We start from the raw sequence: 17851 nt of genomic DNA on the forward strand, positions 1-17851 counted from the left end.
TCACCACAGGTCCGGACCGGGCCGGCGAGCGGGCAGCACGCGCACCTCGGCCACCCGCATGCCGGCCATCTGCGTCACCTCAAGCCGCGCCCCCGTGATGTCGACCGAGTCACCCACGCGCGGGATGCGTCCCAGCCGGGAGATGAGGTAGCCCGCCACGGTCTCGTAGCTGCCGTCCTGGAGCTCGAGCCCGGTCGTCTCGGCGAACTCCTCGATCGTGATGCCGGCGTCCACGGTCGAGGAGGTGCCGATGTCGTCCGTGCGCGGCTCGGTGGCGTCGTACTCGTCGCGGATCTCGCCGACCAGCTCCTCGACGAGGTCCTCCAGCGTGGCGATGCCGTCGGTGCCGCCGTACTCGTCGATGACGACCGCGAGGTGCACGCCCTCCTGGCGCATGGTCGAGACGGAGGGCAGCACCTTGTTGGTGGCGGGCAGCATCAGCACGTCCCGCCGCACGTCGCCGACCACCCGGGGGTCGTCGCCCGTGACCCCCAGCAGGTCCCGGACGTGCAGGAAACCGAGCACGTCGTCGAAGCCGGCCCCGGTCACCGGGTAGCGCGACCACGGCTTCGTCCGCACCCGCTCGACGGCGTCCACGAGCGGGAGGTCGGCCGCGAGGAACTCGACCTCACCGCGCGGCCGCATCACCTCCTTGAGGGTGGTGCGGGAGGCCTGGAAGACGTCGCGCAGGATGCGGCGCTCCTGCTCGCCCAGGCCTTCGTGGGTGGCGACGATGTCGCGCAGCTCCTCCTCCGACAGCTGCTCGCCCGTCGCCGACGGATCGCCACCGAGCAGGCGGACCACGACGTTCGTCGACGCGGACAGCAGCGCGATCACCGGTCGCATGAGCGTGGCGAACCGGTCCAGCGGTGGCGCCACCGCGAGGGAGAGCCCGGCCGAGCGCTGGAGGGCGAGCCGCTTGGGCACGAGCTCGCCGAGGACCAGCGACAGGTAGGCGATCACCAGGGTCATCACGACGAGAGCGGTCGTGTCGGCCGCCTCGGCGGGCAGGCCCAGGCTCTGCAGGTGCGGCGCCAGGTCGGGGGCCAGCGTCGAGCCGCCGTACGCCGCGGAGAAGAAGCCGGCCACGGTCACGCCGATCTGCACGGCGGCGAGGAACCGGTTGGGGTCGCGCGCGACGGCGGCCACGCGTGCCCCGCGGGCACCCTGGCGTTCCAGCCGCACCAGCTGGCTGTCGCGCAGCGAGACGAGTGCGATCTCGGTGGCGGCGAAGACGCCGCCCACGAGGACGAAGACGAGGACCAGGCCGAGGTTGAGGAAGGTCTGGCTGTCCATCAGGCCCGTTCACCCCCGACTGTGGTCAGCGGTGAACGGTCCGTACTTCGTGGGTCGTCCATGCGCTCGAAGATAGCGAGCGGCCGAAGCCGACCCCGTGGATCGGCTCCGGCCACGCGTCAGCGCAGGTCGTCCTCGCCGTCGTGGTCGCCGCCCTGGTCGTGGTCACCCTGGCAGTCGTCGTCCTGGCCCTGGTCGTCGTCGTCCGCGTCGTCCTGCTCGTCGGCGTCGTCGGAGTCGTGCTGGCCGTCCTCGTCGGAGTCGTCGTCGCCGTCGGGGGTCCCGTCGTCGTCGCTGTCCGAGTCGTGCACCCGGGTCCCGAAGTCGTTCTCGTCCTCGTCGGCGAGGCCGTCCTCGTCAGCGTCGTCGTCGTCGGCCGTGCAGCTCTCGTAGGCGTCGTCCTCGTCCTCGTTGTCGACCTGGTCGTGGTCGGCGTCCTCGTCGCCGTCCTCGGTGCCGTCGCCGTCGGTGTCGGGGTCGGTCGGGTCCGTGGAGTGCAGGCCGTCGTGGACCTCGTCGCCGTCGTCGTCGCCGTCGTTGTCGGAGTCCTCGTCCTTCGGACGCGTCCCGTGGCGGTACTCCGCGATGTTGCGCAGGCCGTCGTGGTCGGGGTTGCCCTTGGCGTTGGCGCGGTGCGGGTCCAGGTGGTTCGCGATCTCCCAGCGGTTGGGCATGCCGTCGCCGTCGGCGTCACGCGAGGCGGCGCCGGCGGACGGCGCGGAGAGCGAGAGCAGGCCGGCAGCGGCCATGGCGGAGGTGGCGGAGACGAGCTTGAACGCGGTGGTGCCGAGCACTGGCATGGGGGCCTCACAGTGATCAGGCCGGGGAGGGTTCCCGGGAGGTGATGTGCGACACAGGACGCGTCGCTGCTGATACATGTCGCCAGCCGTCGCGGTCGTTACACCGAGACGACCGACGCTTGTCCGGTCGGACGTCCACTGATGTCATCGGGCTCTTGCGAGCACGACTTGAGAGTCCGGGCGAGCCGCAGCAGGTGGCCCCGAGCGGCGATCTCCCCGGGAGGGCTCAGGGGCCGCATTCGTCACATCGCCCGTCTGCTGACAAAATGACCACCGCCACTGGACAGCTCCCACCACGAGTCTGCACAGGGCTCGCCCCAGTAGCTCAGCGGATAGAGCAGCCGCCTCCTAAGCGAAAGGTCGCAGGTTCGACTCCTGCCTGGGGCACCCTCGCCGGTCGACGGCGTGAGCGACGTCTCCGTCACCCTCCTGCGACGGCACCGTTGAGAGGGCGTACCGCGCTCGGGAGGGGACACCGCGCGCCCGGCCCCACGACCTCGAGGACGACGCGGTGACCGCTCCCCGACGACTGCTCACGCTGCACGGACCCATGAAGGCCACGGTCGCCAGCGAGCTGCTGACCGCGATCGAGGAGGCGCTGGGACGGCTGGGCGCGGCCCGGGTCTGGATCGACCCGGACAGCCACCCCGACATGGCGATCATGGTGGAGATGCCCGCGACCGTGCGGGACGCGAACCCCACCGGGTGACGGGCTCAGCTCACTTGATCTCCCAGGCGACGTCACCGTCGTCGTTCTTCATCGTCACCGCGGCCTTGACCTGCTGCCCGTCCTTCGTCTCGACGTCGCACTCGAAGGTGCCGCCGGTGTTCCACTCGACCTTGTCCGGGCAGTCGACGCTCACCGCCTGACCGGTCTGGTCCTCGACCCCGGACGTGATCTCCTTCTCGAGCCCGTCGATGTCCACCTCGGAGGGGCTGCAGGCCGTCAGCAGCAGGAGCGCGGGGGCGGCGGCGACAGCCATCAGGAGAGTTCTCATGGGCGCACCGTAGCCATCGTCGACCGCTCCCGGCGCCTTCGCCGGGAGGCGTGTCCCTCACACGCCCGGTCGGCTCAGGTGACGACCTCGAACCGGATGCCCTGGGCCTGCAGCCGCGCGAGCAGGTTGTCGCCCATCGCCTGGGCGGTGGTCACCTGGCCGGCCGTCGTCGGGTTGTCGTCGAAGGCCAGGCACATCGCCGACTCCGCCAGCATCTTCGCCGTCTCGGTGTAGCCCGGGTCGCCGCCGGAGACCCGGGTGTGGATCGTCCGGCCGTCGCCCTCCCCCACGAAGTCCACGGTGAACCACGACTTCTCGCGCTTGCTCTCGCCCGGCCCGTCGCCCTGCTTGATCCGGCCGAGCAGCAGGTTGCGCACCGGCCGGACCTGCGCGGCCGCGGCGAGGAAACCGACGCCGGCGGTGCCGCCCGCGGCGTACCGCAGCGTCTTCGTGCCGGCGTAGTGGGAGTAGCGGAACTCCGGTCCGTACGACGCCAGCGCCGCACCGCTGCGGGCCACGACCACCGGGTCGATGGTGGGCAGCGGGAGCAGCCAGTAGCCGAGCGACCCGTCGCGGTGCGGCTTGCCCGCGACCGCGCGGGACGAGCGGCCCTCGGGGCGCGGCTCCACGCGCCGGCGGGCGGAGGATGCCTCCTTCATCTGCCGGGCGCGGGACATCGCCGTCATGGCGGAGTGGAACGTGCCGCCGGAGAACATGCCGCCCGCGCGGACCACGCCGCGCACCGTCACCGGCCCGGCGGCGTCGAGCTGCTGCACGGTGTACATCGCCCCCAGGTCGTGCGGGATGGAGTCGAAGCCACACGCGTGCACGATCCGCGCGCCGGTGTGCTCGGCGGTCGCGTGGTGGGCGAGGTACATCCGGTCGACGAACTCGGGCTCGCCGGTCAGGTCCACGTAGTCGGTGCCGGCCTCGGCGCACGCGGCCACCAGCGGCTCGCCGTACGTCAGGTAGGGACCGACGGTGGTGATGACCACCCGGGCCCGGCCGGCCACGTCCGCCAGCGACGCCGCGTCGGTGACGTCGGCGTGCAGCAGCTCGAGCCGCTTGAGCTCGGGGTCGACGTCGCCCAGCTGGTCGCGCACCTTCTCCAGCTTCTGCGGGCTGCGCCCGGCCAGGGCCCAGCGCAGGCCGGCCGGCGCGTGCCGGGCGAGGTACTCCGCGGTGAGCCGGCCGGTGAACCCGGTCGCCCCGAAGAGCACGATGTCGAACTCACGGTCTGCGTTGCGTGCCTCGCCCATGCCCCGAGGCTAACGGTCGCCCGTACAGACACGCCGGGGCGACGTACCCTGAAACGCATGTGCCGCAACATCCGCCCGCTCCACAACTTCGAGCCGCCCGCGACCAGCGACGAGGTCACCGCGGCCGCGCTGCAGTACGTCCGCAAGGTCAGCGGCACGACGCGACCGTCGCAGGCCAACCAGGCGGCGTTCGACCGCGCCGTGCAGGAGATCGCCCACGTCACCCAGCACCTGCTCGAGGACCTGGTCACCAGCGCGCCGCCGAAGGACCGGGAGGTCGAGGCCGCGAAGGCGCGCGCCCGGGCCGAGCTGCGCTACGCCCGATGAGCCTGCAGGACGCCGCGCCGGCTGCGCCGGCGACCCACGACGACGGGTACGCCGCGGCGCTGGCGCTGCTGCGCGACCGACCGCTGGTGGTGCTCACCGGCGCGGGCCTCTCGACCGACTCGGGCATCCCCGACTACCGGGGTCCGGGGTCGCCCTCGCGGACGCCGATGACCTACCAGGAGTTCGTGTCCGGTCCGGAGGCCCGGCAGCGCTACTGGGCGCGCAGCCACCTCGGGTGGGGCCGGATGCGCGGCGCCGACCCCAACGACGGGCACCACGCGCTCGCCCGCCTCGACCCCACGCTGCTGATCACCCAGAACGTCGACGGGCTGCACGAGCGGGCCGGGTCCCGCCGGCTGGTGGCGCTGCACGGCCGGATCGCCGAGGTGGTCTGCCTCGACTGCCGGACCACGTCGGCGCGCGCGGCGCTGCACGAGCGGCTCACCGAGCTCAACCCCGGCTTCGCCGAGCGGCACGCCGGGGCCGCCGTGCGCCCCGACGGTGACGTCGAGCTCGACGAGACCCGCGACTTCGTGGTGCCGGGGTGCGAGGCGTGCGGCGGGGTCCTCAAGCCGCACGTCGTCTTCTTCGGCGAGAACGTCCCGCCCCCACGCGTCGAGCGCTGCTACGCCGCGGTCGACGCGCTCGTCGACGACGACGGCGCCCTGCTGGTGGCCGGGTCGTCCCTCACCGTGATGAGCGGGCTCCGCTTCGTGCGCCGGGCGGCCCGCAACGGCACCCCGGTGGTCATCGTGAACCGGGGCACGACCCGCGGCGACGAGCTCGCGACGTGCAAGCTGGAGGTCGGGTGCAGCGCCTTCCTGACACGGCTGGCCTGACCCGCTTGGTCGAACCGGCCTGACCGGACAGGTCCGGCTCCACGGGAGACCCACGACTCGGGAAGGAATCCCCACACGCCCCGACCGTCCAGACCGCGCCGTTCGAGGGTGGGACGAGCGCCCCGGATCAGAGCCGGCGCACGAAGATGTGGTCCGCCGCCTCGGGCACCACCTCGGCGGTCTCGCCGCCCGACCCGACCAGCACGCCCTCGCCGGTCGTCACCACGGTGATCGTCTTGTCCGGCAGCGCGCCGACCCGGCGCAGCGCGCTCATCAGGGTCTCGTCCTTCTGCATCTCCTCGGAGATGCGGCGCACGATCACCCGCGCCTCGTCGGCGGACGCCGCCTTCGACAGCGGCTCCACGCCCTCCATGAACTCCTCGCCGGACACCACCTCGCCGAGCTCGTCGAGGCCCGGGATCGGGTTGCCGTAGGGCGACTCGGTCGGGTGGTCGAGCAGCTCGACCAGCCGGCGCTCCACGGTCTCCGACATGACGTGCTCCCAGCGGCACGCCTCCTCGTGGACCAGCTCCCAGTCCAGGCCGATCACGTCGGTCAGCAGCCGCTCGGCGAGCCGGTGCTTGCGCATCACCCGGGTGGCCAGGCGCATGCCCTCGTCGGTGAGCTCCAGGTGCCGGTCGCCCTGCACGGTGAGCAGCCCGTCGCGCTCCATCCGGGCCACGGTCTGGGAGACCGTCGGCCCGCTCTGGTGCAGCCGCTCGGCGATCCGTGCGCGCAGGGGGACGATGCCCTCCTCGGACAGCTCGTAGATGGTCCGGAGGTACATCTCGGTGGTGTCGATCAGGTCGCTCACCGACCCATTCTGACGCATGGCGCACGCGTCCCGGTCGCCCGTCGCCACACCCGTGGCACAGTGGTGCCCGATGGCCACCTCGACCAACGCCGTGATGTGGTTCCGCCGCGACCTCCGCCTGGCGGACAACCCTGCTCTCGTGGAAGCGGCCGCCGACGGTGACGTGCTCCCGCTGTTCGTGCTCGACCCGGCCCTGTGGGGCCCGGCCGGCCCCAGCCGGCGCGCCTACCTCGGCGCCTCCCTGCGTGCGCTCGACGCCTCGCTGCGCCAGCGCCACGCCTCCCTGTCGGTCGTGCGCGGCGACCCGGTCCGCCGGGTGGTGCTGGCCGCCCGCGAGGTCGGGGCCGGTCGCGTGCACGTCGCCGCCGACTTCGGACCCTACGGCCGGCAGCGCGACCAGGACGTGGAGGAGGCGCTCGCCGAGCACGACATCGAGCTCGTCCGCACCGGCTCGGCGTACGCCGTGGCGCCGGGCCGCGTGACCAACGGCTCGGGCGACCCGTACAAGGTCTACACGCCGTTCTCCAAGGCCTGGTCCGAGCACGGCTGGCGCGGCCCGATCGACGCCCCGACCGGGGTGACCTGGCTGTCGCTCGAGGACACCACCGACATCCCCGACCCGGAGCTGCCCGCCGGGCTCGCGCTGCCCGAGGCCGGCGAGCAGGCCGCCGCCCGGCGCTGGCGCGACTTCCTCGACGAGCGGGTCAACGAGTACGCCGACGACCGCGACAAGCCCGGCACCGAGGGCACGTCCCGGATGTCGGTGCACCTGAAGTGGGGCGAGATCCACCCGCGCACGATGCTGGCCGACCTCGCGCGCTTCCGCTCGAAGGGCGCGGTGACCTACCGCAAGGAGCTCGCCTGGCGGGAGTTCTACGCCGACGTGCTGTTCCACCGCCCCGAGACCGCGCGGGAGTACCTCCGCGAGGAGTTCGCGAAGATGCCCTACGACCGCCCCGGCACGCAGCTGGAGGCGTGGCGCGAGGGCCGCACCGGCTTCCCCGTCGTGGACGCCGGGATGCGCCAGCTCCGGGCCACCGGCTGGATGCACAACCGGGTGCGGATGATCGTGGCCAGCTTCCTGGTCAAGGACCTGCACCTCGAGTGGCAGCACGGCGCCCGCCACTTCATGCACTGGCTCGTCGACGGTGACCTCGCCTCCAACCAGCACGGCTGGCAGTGGACGGCCGGGTGCGGCACCGACGCGGCGCCGTACTTCCGGGTCTTCAACCCCACCAGCCAGGGCCGCAAGTTCGACCCGGACGGGGCCTACGTCCGGCAGTGGGTCGAGGAGCTCGCCGACGTCGACGACCCGCACGAGCCCGACGAGGAGACCCGGCGGGCCGTCGGCTACCCGGAGCCCCTCGTCGACCACAAGGAGGAGCGCCAGGAGGCGCTGGACCGCTGGGAGAAGATCCGACGATGACGACCTCGGCGACCACGTCGGCCGACCTGCTGGTGCCGCACCGCTTCTGCGGGCCGGCGTCCTCGGGCAACGGGGGCTGGACGGCGGGGGCCCTGGCGGCGCTCATCCCCCACGACTGCCCCGAGGACCGGGCCCGCTCGTGGCCGACGATCCGGGTGGCGCTGCGCCAGCCGCCACCGCTGGACACCCCGATGACCGTGGCCGAGGACGACGGCTCGACGGTCGCCACCCTCGGGGGCGCGGTCATCGCCCGCGCGACCGTCGTGGACGACCCGCTGGTGACGGTCGAGCCGGTCCCGGCCGCGGCGGCGCGCGCCGCCTCCGCGACGTACCCCGGCCTGACCTCGCACCCCTTCCCCACCTGCTTCTCCTGCGGGACCGGCCGCGCCGAGGGCGACGGGCTGCGGATCTTCCCGGGCCGGGTCGAGGACCAGGACGGGGCGACCCGGATCGCGGCGCCGTGGACGCCGCACCCGAGCGTGGGCGAGGACTTCCACTCCTATGTCGACGAGCACCCGCGGGCCTCGCTGGCCACCACGTGGGCCGCGCTGGACTGTGTGGGCGGCTGGGCCGGCGACCTGACCGAGCGGCTGATGGTGCTGGCCGGGATGACCGCCCGGGTCGACGCGCTGCCGGTGATCGGCGAGCAGCACGTGGTCGTCGGGCTCGCGCGCGGCCAGGAGGGGCGCAAGACCTTCACCGCCTCCACGCTGTACGACGCGGACGGTCGCGTCGTCGCCTGCGCGGAGCACGTGTGGGTGGCCGTGGACCCGGCCGCATTCGCCTGACCACGTCCCCGCGGGACGTCGGACGAGCCGGCTGCCCGCGCGACCCGTCCGTATGACGTCTCCCACCCGCTACGCGAATTGACTAGTCACCCGCGCTCTCGGAAGACTTGAGCGCATGGGTTGGAACGATCAAATCGAGTGGTGGCGGCACGCCTCCATCTACCAGGTCTACGTCCGCAGCTTCGCTGACGGGAACGGTGACGGCATCGGCGACCTGCCGGGGATCACGGCGCGGCTGCCGTACCTGCGCGACCTCGGGGTGGACGCCCTGTGGATCACGCCGTTCTACACCTCGCCGCAGAAGGACCACGGGTACGACGTGGCCGACTACTGCGACGTCGACCCGCTGTTCGGCACCCTCGCGGACGCCGACGCACTCCTCGACCGGGCCCACGAGCTCGGCCTGCGGGTGATCGTCGACCTGGTCCCCAACCACACCTCCGACGCGCACGCCTGGTTCCAGGCCGCCCTCGCGGCCGGCCCCGGCAGCCCCGAGCGCGAGCGCTACCTCTTCCGCGCCGGCCGCGGCGAGGACGGCTCGCAGCCCCCGAACAACTGGGAGTCGGTCTTCGGCGGCCCGGCGTGGACCCGCGTGGAGGACGGCGAGTGGTACCTCCACCTCTTCGACAGCACCCAGCCCGACCTGAACTGGCGCCACCCCGAGGTGGGCGACATGTTCGAGGACGTCCTGAAGTTCTGGCTCGACCGCGGCGTCGACGGCTTCCGCGTGGACGTGGCGCACGGCCTGTTCAAGGAGGAGAGCCTCCGCGACCAGGTCGTGCACGCCGACGAGGACGCCCACGACACCCACGTCGAGGGCAGCATGGTCGAGCGCCGGATGCGCGACGAGCCGATGTGGGACCAGCCCGAGGTGCACGAGGTCTACCGTCGCTGGCGCGAGATCCTCGACAAGTACGACGGCGACCGGATGGACGTCGCCGAGGCCTGGACCCAGACCCCCGAGTCGATGGCCCGCTTCGTGCGGCCCGACGAGATGAACCAGTCCTTCAACTTCTCCTGGCTGCTCGCGGAGTGGTCGGCCGAGGAGTTCGCCGACGTCATCACCGGCACCCTCGACGCGCTGCGCCCCGTCGGCGCGACCCCCACCTGGGTGCTCAGCAACCACGACGTCATCCGCCACGTCACGCGCTACGGCGGCGGCGCCCAGGGCCTGGCCCGGGCCCGCGCGGCCACCCTGGCGATGCTCGCGCTGCCCGGCTCGTCATACCTCTACCAGGGCGAGGAGCTCGGCCTCGAGCAGGTCGACGTGCACCCCGACCACCGGCAGGACCCGTCCTGGTTCCGCACCGGCGAGCCCGGCCGCGACGGCTGCCGGGTGCCGATCCCGTGGGGCGACCAGGAGCCGCCGTTCGCCTTCGGGCCGGGCCAGGGCCACCCCTGGATCCCCCAGCCGGCCGCGTGGTCCGAGCGCACGTTCGAGGCCCAGGAGGCCGACCCGGAGTCGACGCTGTCGTTCTACCGCGCGGCGCTGGCCGTGCGGCGTACGTTCGCGACCACGGCGGGCGACGACGTGGAGCTGCTCGACCTCGGCGCCGACGTGCTGGCGTTCCGCCGCGGTCCGGTGACGGCCGTGCTCAACTGCGGCTCCACCCCGGTCGATCTCCCCGAGGGTGACGTGCTGCTCGCGAGCGGCCACGTCGAGGGCGGGCGACTGCCGGCCGACACGGCCGTCTGGCTGCGCTGACCCGACCTCCTCCTGGGATGCACGAAGCGCCTGCCCCCGCGGGGGGCAGGCGCTTCGTCGTCTACGGATGGCGTCAGGCGCGCTCGTCGAGCGCCGCGTTGTAGCGGCCCAGGACCGTCGCGAAGTCGCTCAGCTCGGCGTCGGTCCAGTCGCCCAGGCGCTCATCGAGCCAGCGTCGCCGCTCCTCGGTCACCGAGGTGATCCGCTCAACGGCATCGGCGCTGGCCGAGACCAGCGTGGCGCGGCCGTCGTCGGGATCGGGCGTGCGGTCGGCGAGGCCGAGCTCCACGAGGTGGTGGAGCTGGCGGCTGACCGCCCCCTTGTCGATGGCCAGCGCCTCGGCGACGCCCGAGCCTCGCGTCGCACCGTGGTCGGCGAGATAGGCGAGCATGAGGTACCCCGACGGCTGCAGGTCGGGGTGCACTCCCCGGGCGCGCTCCCACAGGACCCGGCGGATCCGGCGGATCATGACGCCGACCTCCTGCTCGAGCAGCCGCAGGGAGTCCGTACGACGCGTGGCCGTGGAGGTGGTCATCGCGCGCCCACCTCCGTGCCGGTGGCCTCGGACGGTCCGGTGACGACCTCGTCCTGCCGGTCGATGGTGGTGCGCAGCGGCACCTCCTTGATGAACAGCACGCAGACGAACGCCGCCACGGCGAAGGGCACGGCGACCAGGAAGATGTGGCCGGTCGCGTCACCGAACGCCCCCTCGAAGATCGCACGCAGCGGAGCGGGCAGCGTGCTGACGTCGGGGATCTCGCCGTTGTCGTGACCCTGGAAGCCCTGCACGAGCTCGGGCCGGGTCCGGGCCAGCGCGGTGACGCCGGTCTTCACCTCGTCCGCCACCTGGTGGGCCAGGACCGCACCCAGCGCCGAGATGCCGATGGAGCCGCCCAGCGACCGGAAGAACGCGACGACCGAGCTGGCGGCGCCCATGTCGGCCTGGGCGGTGTTGTTCTGCACCGCGAGCACGAGGTTCTGCATGGTGGCGCCGAGGCCCAGGCCCAGGACGGCCATGAACGCGCCCACCCGCCACAGCGGGGTGGTGGCGTCGATGGTGCTCAGCAGCGCGAGCCCGACGATCACGAGGGTCATGCCGCCGACCAGCCACTTCTTCCACACGCCGGTCGAGCTGATGATCCGGCCGGAGACGATGCTGGAGACCAGCAGCCCGCCGACCATGCAGACCGACATCAGGCCCGCGTCGGTCGGGGTCATGCCGCGCGCCCGCTGGAAGTACAGGCTCAGGTAGACGGTGGAGCCGAACATCGCGACCCCGATCAGCACCGAGGCGACGGTCGCGAGCGACGTCGTACGGTCCTTGAACAGGCGCAGCGGCACGACCGGCTCGACGGCGAACCTCGCCTCGACCAGGATCGCGGCCGCGATCACGACGACCGCCGCGGCGAGCAGCGCCCAGCTGGTGCCGGAGGTCCAGCCGAACTGCTGGCCGCCGAGGGACACCCAGACCAGGAAGATCGAGACGCCGCCGACCAGCAGGACGGCCCCGAGGTAGTCGATGTGGACCTCGCGCTTGACCACGGGCAGGTGCAGGGTCTTCTGGAGCACCACGAACGCGAGGACCGCGACCGGGAGCCCGGCGAAGAAGCACCACTCCCAACCGACGGTGTCGACGAGCAGGCCACCCACCAGCGGGCCGGAGACGGTGGCCAGCGCGAAGACGGCGCCGATGTAGCCGGAGTAGCGGCCGCGCTCACGCGGCGTCACCATCGAGGCGATGACGACCTGGACCAGCGCGGTGAGACCACCGACGCCGAGGCCCTGGATGGCGCGGGCGCCGATCAGCATGCCCATCGAGGTCGAGAAGCCGGCGATGACCGAGCCGATCGAGAAGATCACCAGCGCCGACTGGACGAGCACCTTCTTGCTGAACAGGTCGGCCAGCTTGCCCCAGATGGGCGTGGTCGCCGTCATCGTCAGCAGCGTCGCCACGACGACCCAGGTGTAGCCCGTCTGGCTGCCGTGCAGGTCGGACACGATCGTCGGGAGCGCGTTGGACACGATGGTGCTCGAGAGCATCGCCACGAACATCGCGAGGAGGAGGCCGCTGAGCGCCTCCAGCACCTCGCGGTGCGACATCTGGGCGGACTGCTCGGCGGTGGGAGGGACTGCCTGGGTGGACAAGGAAGCTCGTTTCACAGGGAGTAGAAGGTTGCGACAAGCAACTATATTCCCTTTTGGTTGACGCAGGCAACCAACGTGGCGACCGCCACAGGCAGCAGCGAGGCGGAAATGCAGCGACCCGCAGACGTGGACCTCGACGAGAGGCCCGCTCCGGTGGACGTGATGACCGGATCGTCTGCGGGTCGGGTGACTGCTGTGGATTCGCCAGCAGTACTTCGCTGACGGTTGCTGCTAGCGGGCAGCCACCTCACGCGTCCTCAAAGAATTCATTCTTCGGACCACCTCCTTTCCCGTGTCCCACCACCGTAGGACGGCCCCGCCGGCCCTTCAAGGCATTTAGGGTCGTGCGGTCCAGCGTGCGCCGGGGCGCACCCTGGACCGCACGAGTCAGGCGACCGCCGCCGCGAACTGCGACTGGTAGAGCCGGGCGTAGGCCCCCTCGGCCGCCAGCAGCTCGTGGTGGGTGCCCTGCTCCACGATCGCGCCGTCCTCCATGACCAGGATCAGGTCGGCGTCCCGGATGGTGCTGAGCCGGTGGGCGATCACGAAGCTGGTCCGGTCGGTGCGCAGCGCGGCCATCGCGTGCTGCAGGAGCAGCTCGGTGCGGGTGTCCACCGACGAGGTGGCCTCGTCGAGGATCAGCAGGGCCGGGTCGGTGAGGAAGGCGCGCGCGATGGTGACCAGCTGGCGCTCGCCGGCGGACAGGTTGCTGCCCTCCTCGTCGACGACGGTGTCGTAGCCGTCGGGCAGCGAGTGCACGAACCGGTCCACGAACGTGGCCCGCGCGGCCTCCAGGACCTGCTCCTCGGTGGCGTCCGGACGCCCGTAGGCGATGTTGTCGCGGATCGTGCCCTCGAAGAGCCAGGTGTCCTGCAGGACCATGCCGATCTGGCTGCGCAGCGCCGCGCGGGGCACGCTGGTGATGTCGACCCCGTCGAGCGTGATCCGGCCGGAGTCCACGTCGTAGAAGCGCATGACCAGGTTGACCAGCGTGGTCTTGCCGGCGCCGGTGGGGCCCACGATCGCCACGGTCTGCCCCGGCCGGGCCACCAGCGAGAGGTCCTCGATGAGCGGCTGGTCGTCGTCGTACCGGAACGCCACGTGCTCGAAGGCCACCTCGCCGCGCCGGCTGGCGGGAACTCCGCCGTCGGGAGCGTCGGCCGGCTCCTCCTCGGCGTCGAGCAGCTCGAAGACGCGCTCGGCCGAGGCGACGCCGGACTGCAGGAGGTTCATCATCGACGCCACGGTGGTCAACGGCTGCGTGAACTGGCGGCTGTACTGGATGAAGGCCTGCACCTCGCCCAGCGAGAGCGAGCCGCTGGCCACGCGGAGGCCGCCGACGACCGCGATCACGACGTAGTTGAGGTTCCCGATGAACATCATCGACGGCATGATCAGGCCGGACACGAACTGCGCCCCGAAGCTCACCTGGTAGAGCTCGTCGTTCTCCTCGGCGAAGGTCCGCTCCACCTCCTCCTGGCGCCCGAAGACCTTGACCAGCGCGTGGCCCGAGAAGGTCTCCTCGATGTGGGCGTTCAGACGTCCGGTACGCCGCCACTGCGCCACGAACTGTCCCTGCGAGCGCTTCATGATCGCCCGGGTGACCAACAGCGACAGGGGGACGGACACCAGTGCGATCAGCGCCAGCAGCGGCGAGATCCACACCATCATCGTGAGCACGCCGACGACCGTCAGCAGCGAGGTCATCAGCTGGCTCATCGTCTGCTGCAGCGTCTGGCTGACGTTGTCGATGTCGTTGGTGACCCGGCTCAGCAGCTCACCGCGCGGCGAGCGGTCGAAGTAGCCCAGCGGCAGCCGATTGATCTTCGCCTCGACGTCCTCACGCATCCGGTAGACGGTGTTCTGCACGACCGTGTTGAGGACGAAGCCCTGCAGCCAGCCGAGCAGCGCGGCGCCGGCGTACACCGCCAGCACGACGAGCAGCACGTCGCGCACGGCGTCGAAGTCGACGCCCTGGCCCGGCACGACGTGGTCCATCGAGGCGAGCATGTCGGCGAGCGTGCTGTCGCCACGGTCACGCAGGCCCTGCACGGCCTGCTCCTGGGTGACGCCGGCGGGCAGGTTGCGGCTGAAGAGGCCGGAGAAGACCAGGTCGGTGGCCTTGCCGAGGATCCGGGGCCCCACCGACATCAGCGCGACGCTGGCGACGCCGAGGACGACGACCAGGATCGCCTTGCCGCGGTCGGGGCGCATCCGGGCGGCCAGGCGGCGCGCGGACGGCCCGAAGCTCATCGCCTTCTGGCCGACCATGCCGCCGCCCATCGGGCCGCGGCCCGGTCCGCCGACCGGCGCCTCGATGCGCTCGGTGGCCTCGAGCGCCTTGCCCTTGCTGGCGGGCTTCTGCTGCACGGTGTCGGTCATGCCGCGTCCTCGCTGCTCAGCTGGGAGGTGACGATCTCCTGGTAGGTCGCGCAGTCCTCGAGCAGCTGCTCGTGGGTGCCGCGCCCGACGACGCGGCCGTCCTCGAGGACGAGGATCAGGTCGGCGTCGATGATGGTCGAGACGCGCTGGGCGACGATCACGACCGTGGCGTCGGTGGTGACCGGCCGCAGCGCGGCCCGGAGCCGGGCGTCCGTGGCCAGGTCCAGCGCCGAGAACGAGTCGTCGAAGAGGTAGATGCCGGGGCGTCGCGCGACCGCGCGCGCGATCGCGAGCCGCTGCCGCTGGCCGCCCGAGAAGTTGGTGCCGCCCTGGACGACCGGGGCGTCGAGCCCCTCGGGCAGCGCCTCGACGAAGTCGCGTGCCTGCGCGACCTCGAGCGCCGCCCACAGCTCGTCGTCGGTGGCGTCGGACCTGCCGTGGCGCAGGTTGCTCGCGATGGTGCCGCTGAAGAGCCAGGCCTTCTGGGGCACCAGCCCGATCTGCGACCACAGGTCGTCGGGTGCGAGGCGGCGTACGTCGGTGCCGGCGACCGAGACCGTCCCCTCGGTGGCGTCGAAGAGCCGCGGGACCAGGTTGACCAGCGTGGACTTGCCGGCGCCGGTCGAGCCGATCACCGCGACCGTCTGCCCGGGGCGGGCGGAGAACCAGACGTCGTCGAGCACCGGCGACTCCGCGCCCGGGTAGGCGAAGACGACCCCGTCGAGGTCGAGCCACCCGCGCCGCTCGGGGTCGGGGGTGACCGGGTCGGCGGGCGGCGCGACCGAGGTCTCGGTGTCGAGCACCTCCGTGATCCGGTCGCCGCAGACCGACGAGCGCGGGACCATCATCAGCATGAAGGTCGCCATCATCACCGACATCAGGATCTGCATCAGGTAGGACAGGAACGCCGTCAGCGCGCCGACCTGCATCTGCCCGTTGTCGACGCGGTGGCCGCCGAACCAGATGACGGCGACGCTGGAGACGTTCACGACGAGCATCACCAGCGGGAACATGGTGGCCATCCAGCGCCCGGCCCGGACCGCCACCTCGGTGAGGTCGCCGTTGGCGGTGGCGAAGCGAGCGGTCTCGTGGGGCTCGCGGACGAACGCCCGCACCACCCGGATGCCGGTGATCTGCTCGCGCAGCACCCGGTTGACCTCGTCGATGCGGGCCTGCATCTGCCGGAAGCTCGGGACCATCCGGCTGACGACGAGGCCGACGCTCAGGAACAGCGCCGGCACCACCACGGCCAGGATCCAGCCGAGGCCGGCGTCCTCGCGCAGCGCCATGAGGACGCCACCGACCATCATGATCGGCGAGGAGACCGCCATCGTGCAGGCCATCAGCACGAGCATCTGCACCTGCTGCACGTCGTTGGTGCCGCGGGTGATCAGCGAGGGTGCGCCGAAGTGCTGCACCTCGCGCTGGGAGAACGTGCCGACCCGGTGGAACAGTGCCGCGCGGACGTCGCGGCCGAAGCCCATCGCCGTGCGCGCGCCGAACCAGACGGCCCCCACCGAGCAGACGATCTGCGCGAGCGAGACCACCAGCATCAGGGCGCCGGTGCGCACGATGTAGCCGGTGTCGCCGCGGGCCACGCCGTTGTCGATGATGTCGGCGTTCAGGCTGGGCAGGTAGAGCATCGCCACCACCCCGACGAACTGGAGGACGACGACCGCGGCCAGCCAGGTCCGGTACGGCGCGAGTCGCTCACGCAGGAGTCGGAGCAGCATCAGGCATCCCTCTTCAGCAGTCCGTGCAGGACGGTGTCGACGATCTGGTCGGGGGCGAGCAGGTGCCCGTCGGCGATGTGGTCGTGGCTGCCCGCGAAGGTGAGCAGGCGCAGCACGTGCACGAACTCCCCCACCGGGACCGCGAGCCGGTCGGCGTCGTCGCCGACCACGCCGGCCAGCAGCTCGCTGAGCCGGGCCCGCCACTCGTCGGCGGCGGCGGAGTCGTGCAGGTGCTGCGGCGGTCCGACCAGGCCGACCTTCTGCAACAGGTCGAAGGTCGCCCGGAGGCGCTGCTGCAGGATCGAGACGAGGACGAGCAGCCGGTCCCGCAACGGCTGGGCGGCGTCGATCTCCTGGATCCGGGCGACGACGTCCCCGGGAGCGAAGGCCTGCTCGATCGCGGCGTCGACGAGCTCCTCCTTGGAGTCGACGACCCGGAAGATCGTGCCCTCGGCGATCCCGGCCGACTCGGCGATCTGCCGCGTGGTCACCGCCCGGCCGTGCACGCGGAGCAGCTGGAGCGTCACGTCGACCAGCTGTGCCCGGCGAGCGTCGGGGGTCATGGCGGCGGCACGAGGGGTCACCCCGCCAGATTAAGTGAGTGAGTGCTCACTCACAAGTGATTTGCGGGTGTCGAATCGCCGGTGGACCCGTGACTCATCCACCTCACGGCGCCAGCCGCTCGGTCGCCCACCCGGCACCGGAGCGCCGGTAGACCAGCCGGTCGTGCATCCGCCCGGGCCGGCCCTGCCAGAACTCGATCGCCTCGGCGTGCACCCGGTAGCCACCCCACTCCTCGGGCACCGGCACCTCGTCGGGGAACCGCGCGTCGGCCTCGGCGTACGCCAGGCTCAGCTCGTCGCGGCCGGTGACGGGACGCGACTGGTGCGAGGCCCACGCCCCGAGGCGGGACTTGCGCGGCCGTTGGGCGAAGTACTCCTCCACCGCCGACCGGTCCAGGGGAACGGCGACGCCGTCGACGCGCACCTGCCGCTCGAGCGGGTGCCAGGGGAACAGCAGCGCGCAGCGCGGGTTGCCGGCGAGCTCCTGACCCTTGCGCGACCCGGTGTTGGTGAAGAACACGAAGCCGCGCTCGTCGACCCCCTTGAGCAGCACCATCCGCGCCGAGGGCTGGAAGTCCGGGCCGACGGTGGCCACGACCATGGCGTTGGCGTCGTACAGCTCGGCCTCCACCGCCTCGCGCATCCAGCGGTCGAACATCGCGAACGGGTCGGGGTCCAGGTCCGACTCCTCGAGCCCGGCGCGGGAGTACTCCTCACGCAGGGCGGCCAGGTCGATCGCGTCGGTCGGGTTCTCACGCTCCATGGCCACGACCTTA

The 17851-nt window shown here is 71.9% G+C and carries 17 protein-coding genes and 1 tRNA gene; 7 read left to right on the forward strand and 11 right to left on the reverse strand.

The features are described from left to right. Complete coding sequence (locus ACFO9I_RS00740) at nt 1-1296, reverse strand: hemolysin family protein (protein ID WP_379176820.1); 1296 nt, start codon at nt 1294-1296, stop codon at nt 1-3. Nucleotides 1297-1415: 119 nt separating this feature from the next. Further along, on the reverse strand, nt 1416-2096 hold the full coding sequence (locus ACFO9I_RS00745; protein WP_379176822.1) for a hypothetical protein: 681 nt from the start codon (nt 2094-2096) through the stop codon (nt 1416-1418). Nucleotides 2097-2410: 314 nt separating this feature from the next. On the opposite strand from ACFO9I_RS00745, the gene ACFO9I_RS00750 reads away from it, so the two are divergent. Beyond that, nucleotides 2411-2483: transfer RNA gene (locus ACFO9I_RS00750), tRNA-Arg, on the forward strand. Between the two features lie 124 nt (nt 2484-2607). Further along, the gene (locus ACFO9I_RS00755; protein ID WP_379176824.1) at nt 2608-2805 is read left to right on the forward strand and encodes a hypothetical protein; all 198 of its coding nucleotides are present in this window, start codon (nt 2608-2610) and stop codon (nt 2803-2805) included. 10 nt (nt 2806-2815) lie between these two features. On the opposite strand, the gene ACFO9I_RS00760 is transcribed toward ACFO9I_RS00755, so the two are convergent. Beyond that, nucleotides 2816-3094, reverse strand: a complete 279-nt coding sequence (locus ACFO9I_RS00760; protein ID WP_379176826.1) for a DUF4333 domain-containing protein — start codon at nt 3092-3094, stop codon at nt 2816-2818. Between the two features lie 74 nt (nt 3095-3168). Continuing rightward, complete coding sequence (locus ACFO9I_RS00765; RefSeq protein ID WP_379176828.1) at nt 3169-4353, reverse strand: saccharopine dehydrogenase family protein; 1185 nt, start codon at nt 4351-4353, stop codon at nt 3169-3171. A gap of 57 nt (nt 4354-4410) precedes the next feature. Between ACFO9I_RS00765 and ACFO9I_RS00770 the strand changes: the two genes are divergently transcribed. Further along, nucleotides 4411-4680: a DUF2277 domain-containing protein gene (locus ACFO9I_RS00770; RefSeq protein WP_379176830.1), complete on the forward strand. Its 270-nt coding sequence runs from the start codon at nt 4411-4413 to the stop codon at nt 4678-4680. Continuing rightward, entirely contained in the window at nt 4677-5519 is an 843-nt protein-coding gene (locus tag ACFO9I_RS00775; RefSeq protein WP_379176832.1) for an NAD-dependent protein deacetylase, read from the forward strand. Before ACFO9I_RS00770 ends, ACFO9I_RS00775 begins: the two co-directional genes overlap by 4 nt. A gap of 127 nt (nt 5520-5646) precedes the next feature. On the opposite strand, the gene ACFO9I_RS00780 is transcribed toward ACFO9I_RS00775, so the two are convergent. Further along, complete coding sequence (locus ACFO9I_RS00780) at nt 5647-6333, reverse strand: metal-dependent transcriptional regulator (RefSeq protein ID WP_379176834.1); 687 nt, start codon at nt 6331-6333, stop codon at nt 5647-5649. A gap of 70 nt (nt 6334-6403) precedes the next feature. Between ACFO9I_RS00780 and ACFO9I_RS00785 the strand changes: the two genes are divergently transcribed. From ACFO9I_RS00785 to ACFO9I_RS00795, 3 genes are all read left to right on the forward strand, one after another. Continuing rightward, a complete protein-coding gene (locus tag ACFO9I_RS00785; protein WP_379176836.1) occupies nt 6404-7759 on the forward strand; it encodes a cryptochrome/photolyase family protein in 1356 nt (451 codons plus the stop codon). After that, entirely contained in the window at nt 7756-8547 is a 792-nt protein-coding gene (locus ACFO9I_RS00790) for a hypothetical protein (protein WP_379176838.1), read from the forward strand. Before ACFO9I_RS00785 ends, ACFO9I_RS00790 begins: the two co-directional genes overlap by 4 nt. 115 nt (nt 8548-8662) lie before the next feature. Beyond that, complete coding sequence (locus tag ACFO9I_RS00795) at nt 8663-10252, forward strand: glycoside hydrolase family 13 protein (protein WP_379176840.1); 1590 nt, start codon at nt 8663-8665, stop codon at nt 10250-10252. A gap of 73 nt (nt 10253-10325) precedes the next feature. Here ACFO9I_RS00795 and ACFO9I_RS00800 read toward each other — a convergent pair whose 3' ends face one another. The 6 genes from ACFO9I_RS00800 to pdxH all read right to left on the reverse strand — a co-directional run bounded on the left by ACFO9I_RS00800 (nt 10326) and on the right by pdxH (nt 17838). Further along, a complete protein-coding gene (locus tag ACFO9I_RS00800; RefSeq protein WP_379176842.1) occupies nt 10326-10787 on the reverse strand; it encodes a MarR family winged helix-turn-helix transcriptional regulator in 462 nt (153 codons plus the stop codon). Then, nucleotides 10784-12397: an MDR family MFS transporter gene (locus ACFO9I_RS00805; RefSeq protein ID WP_379176844.1), complete on the reverse strand. Its 1614-nt coding sequence runs from the start codon at nt 12395-12397 to the stop codon at nt 10784-10786. Before ACFO9I_RS00805 ends, ACFO9I_RS00800 begins: the two co-directional genes overlap by 4 nt. Nucleotides 12398-12784: 387 nt before the next feature. Then, nucleotides 12785-14779: an ABC transporter ATP-binding protein gene (locus ACFO9I_RS00810; protein ID WP_379176846.1), complete on the reverse strand. Its 1995-nt coding sequence runs from the start codon at nt 14777-14779 to the stop codon at nt 12785-12787. Then, the gene (locus ACFO9I_RS00815) at nt 14776-16512 is read right to left on the reverse strand and encodes an ABC transporter ATP-binding protein (protein ID WP_379176848.1); all 1737 of its coding nucleotides are present in this window, start codon (nt 16510-16512) and stop codon (nt 14776-14778) included. The genes ACFO9I_RS00810 and ACFO9I_RS00815 overlap by 4 nt, the downstream gene beginning before the upstream one ends. Beyond that, nucleotides 16512-17096: a TetR/AcrR family transcriptional regulator gene (locus ACFO9I_RS00820; protein ID WP_379176850.1), complete on the reverse strand. Its 585-nt coding sequence runs from the start codon at nt 17094-17096 to the stop codon at nt 16512-16514. Before ACFO9I_RS00820 ends, ACFO9I_RS00815 begins: the two co-directional genes overlap by 1 nt. An 82-nt stretch (nt 17097-17178) precedes the next feature. Beyond that, on the reverse strand, nt 17179-17838 hold the full coding sequence (pdxH, locus tag ACFO9I_RS00825) for a pyridoxamine 5'-phosphate oxidase (protein WP_379176852.1): 660 nt from the start codon (nt 17836-17838) through the stop codon (nt 17179-17181). Nucleotides 17839-17851: the final 13 nt, after the last annotated feature.

The sequence above is a fragment of the Nocardioides sp. GCM10023255 genome, assembly GCF_042653125.1.
Classification (GTDB): domain Bacteria; phylum Actinomycetota; class Actinomycetes; order Propionibacteriales; family Nocardioidaceae; genus Nocardioides.

What these genes read in the sequence shown, in the direction of transcription:
- pdxH (WP_379176852.1), bottom strand. Translation starts at nt 17,838, where the DNA reads ATGGAGCGTGAGAACCCGACCGACGCGATCGACCTGGCCGCCCTGCGT.
- ACFO9I_RS00745 (WP_379176822.1), bottom strand. Translation starts at nt 2,096, where the DNA reads ATGCCAGTGCTCGGCACCACCGCGTTCAAGCTCGTCTCCGCCACCTCC.
- ACFO9I_RS00810 (WP_379176846.1), bottom strand. Translation starts at nt 14,779, where the DNA reads ATGACCGACACCGTGCAGCAGAAGCCCGCCAGCAAGGGCAAGGCGCTC.
- ACFO9I_RS00800 (WP_379176842.1), bottom strand. Translation starts at nt 10,787, where the DNA reads ATGACCACCTCCACGGCCACGCGTCGTACGGACTCCCTGCGGCTGCTC.
- ACFO9I_RS00775 (WP_379176832.1), top strand. Translation starts at nt 4,677, where the DNA reads ATGAGCCTGCAGGACGCCGCGCCGGCTGCGCCGGCGACCCACGACGAC.
- ACFO9I_RS00770 (WP_379176830.1), top strand. Translation starts at nt 4,411, where the DNA reads ATGTGCCGCAACATCCGCCCGCTCCACAACTTCGAGCCGCCCGCGACC.
- ACFO9I_RS00760 (WP_379176826.1), bottom strand. Translation starts at nt 3,094, where the DNA reads ATGAGAACTCTCCTGATGGCTGTCGCCGCCGCCCCCGCGCTCCTGCTG.
- ACFO9I_RS00740 (WP_379176820.1), bottom strand. Translation starts at nt 1,296, where the DNA reads ATGGACAGCCAGACCTTCCTCAACCTCGGCCTGGTCCTCGTCTTCGTC.
- ACFO9I_RS00765 (WP_379176828.1), bottom strand. Translation starts at nt 4,353, where the DNA reads ATGGGCGAGGCACGCAACGCAGACCGTGAGTTCGACATCGTGCTCTTC.
- ACFO9I_RS00790 (WP_379176838.1), top strand. Translation starts at nt 7,756, where the DNA reads ATGACGACCTCGGCGACCACGTCGGCCGACCTGCTGGTGCCGCACCGC.
- ACFO9I_RS00795 (WP_379176840.1), top strand. Translation starts at nt 8,663, where the DNA reads ATGGGTTGGAACGATCAAATCGAGTGGTGGCGGCACGCCTCCATCTAC.
- ACFO9I_RS00785 (WP_379176836.1), top strand. Translation starts at nt 6,404, where the DNA reads ATGGCCACCTCGACCAACGCCGTGATGTGGTTCCGCCGCGACCTCCGC.
- ACFO9I_RS00815 (WP_379176848.1), bottom strand. Translation starts at nt 16,512, where the DNA reads ATGCTGCTCCGACTCCTGCGTGAGCGACTCGCGCCGTACCGGACCTGG.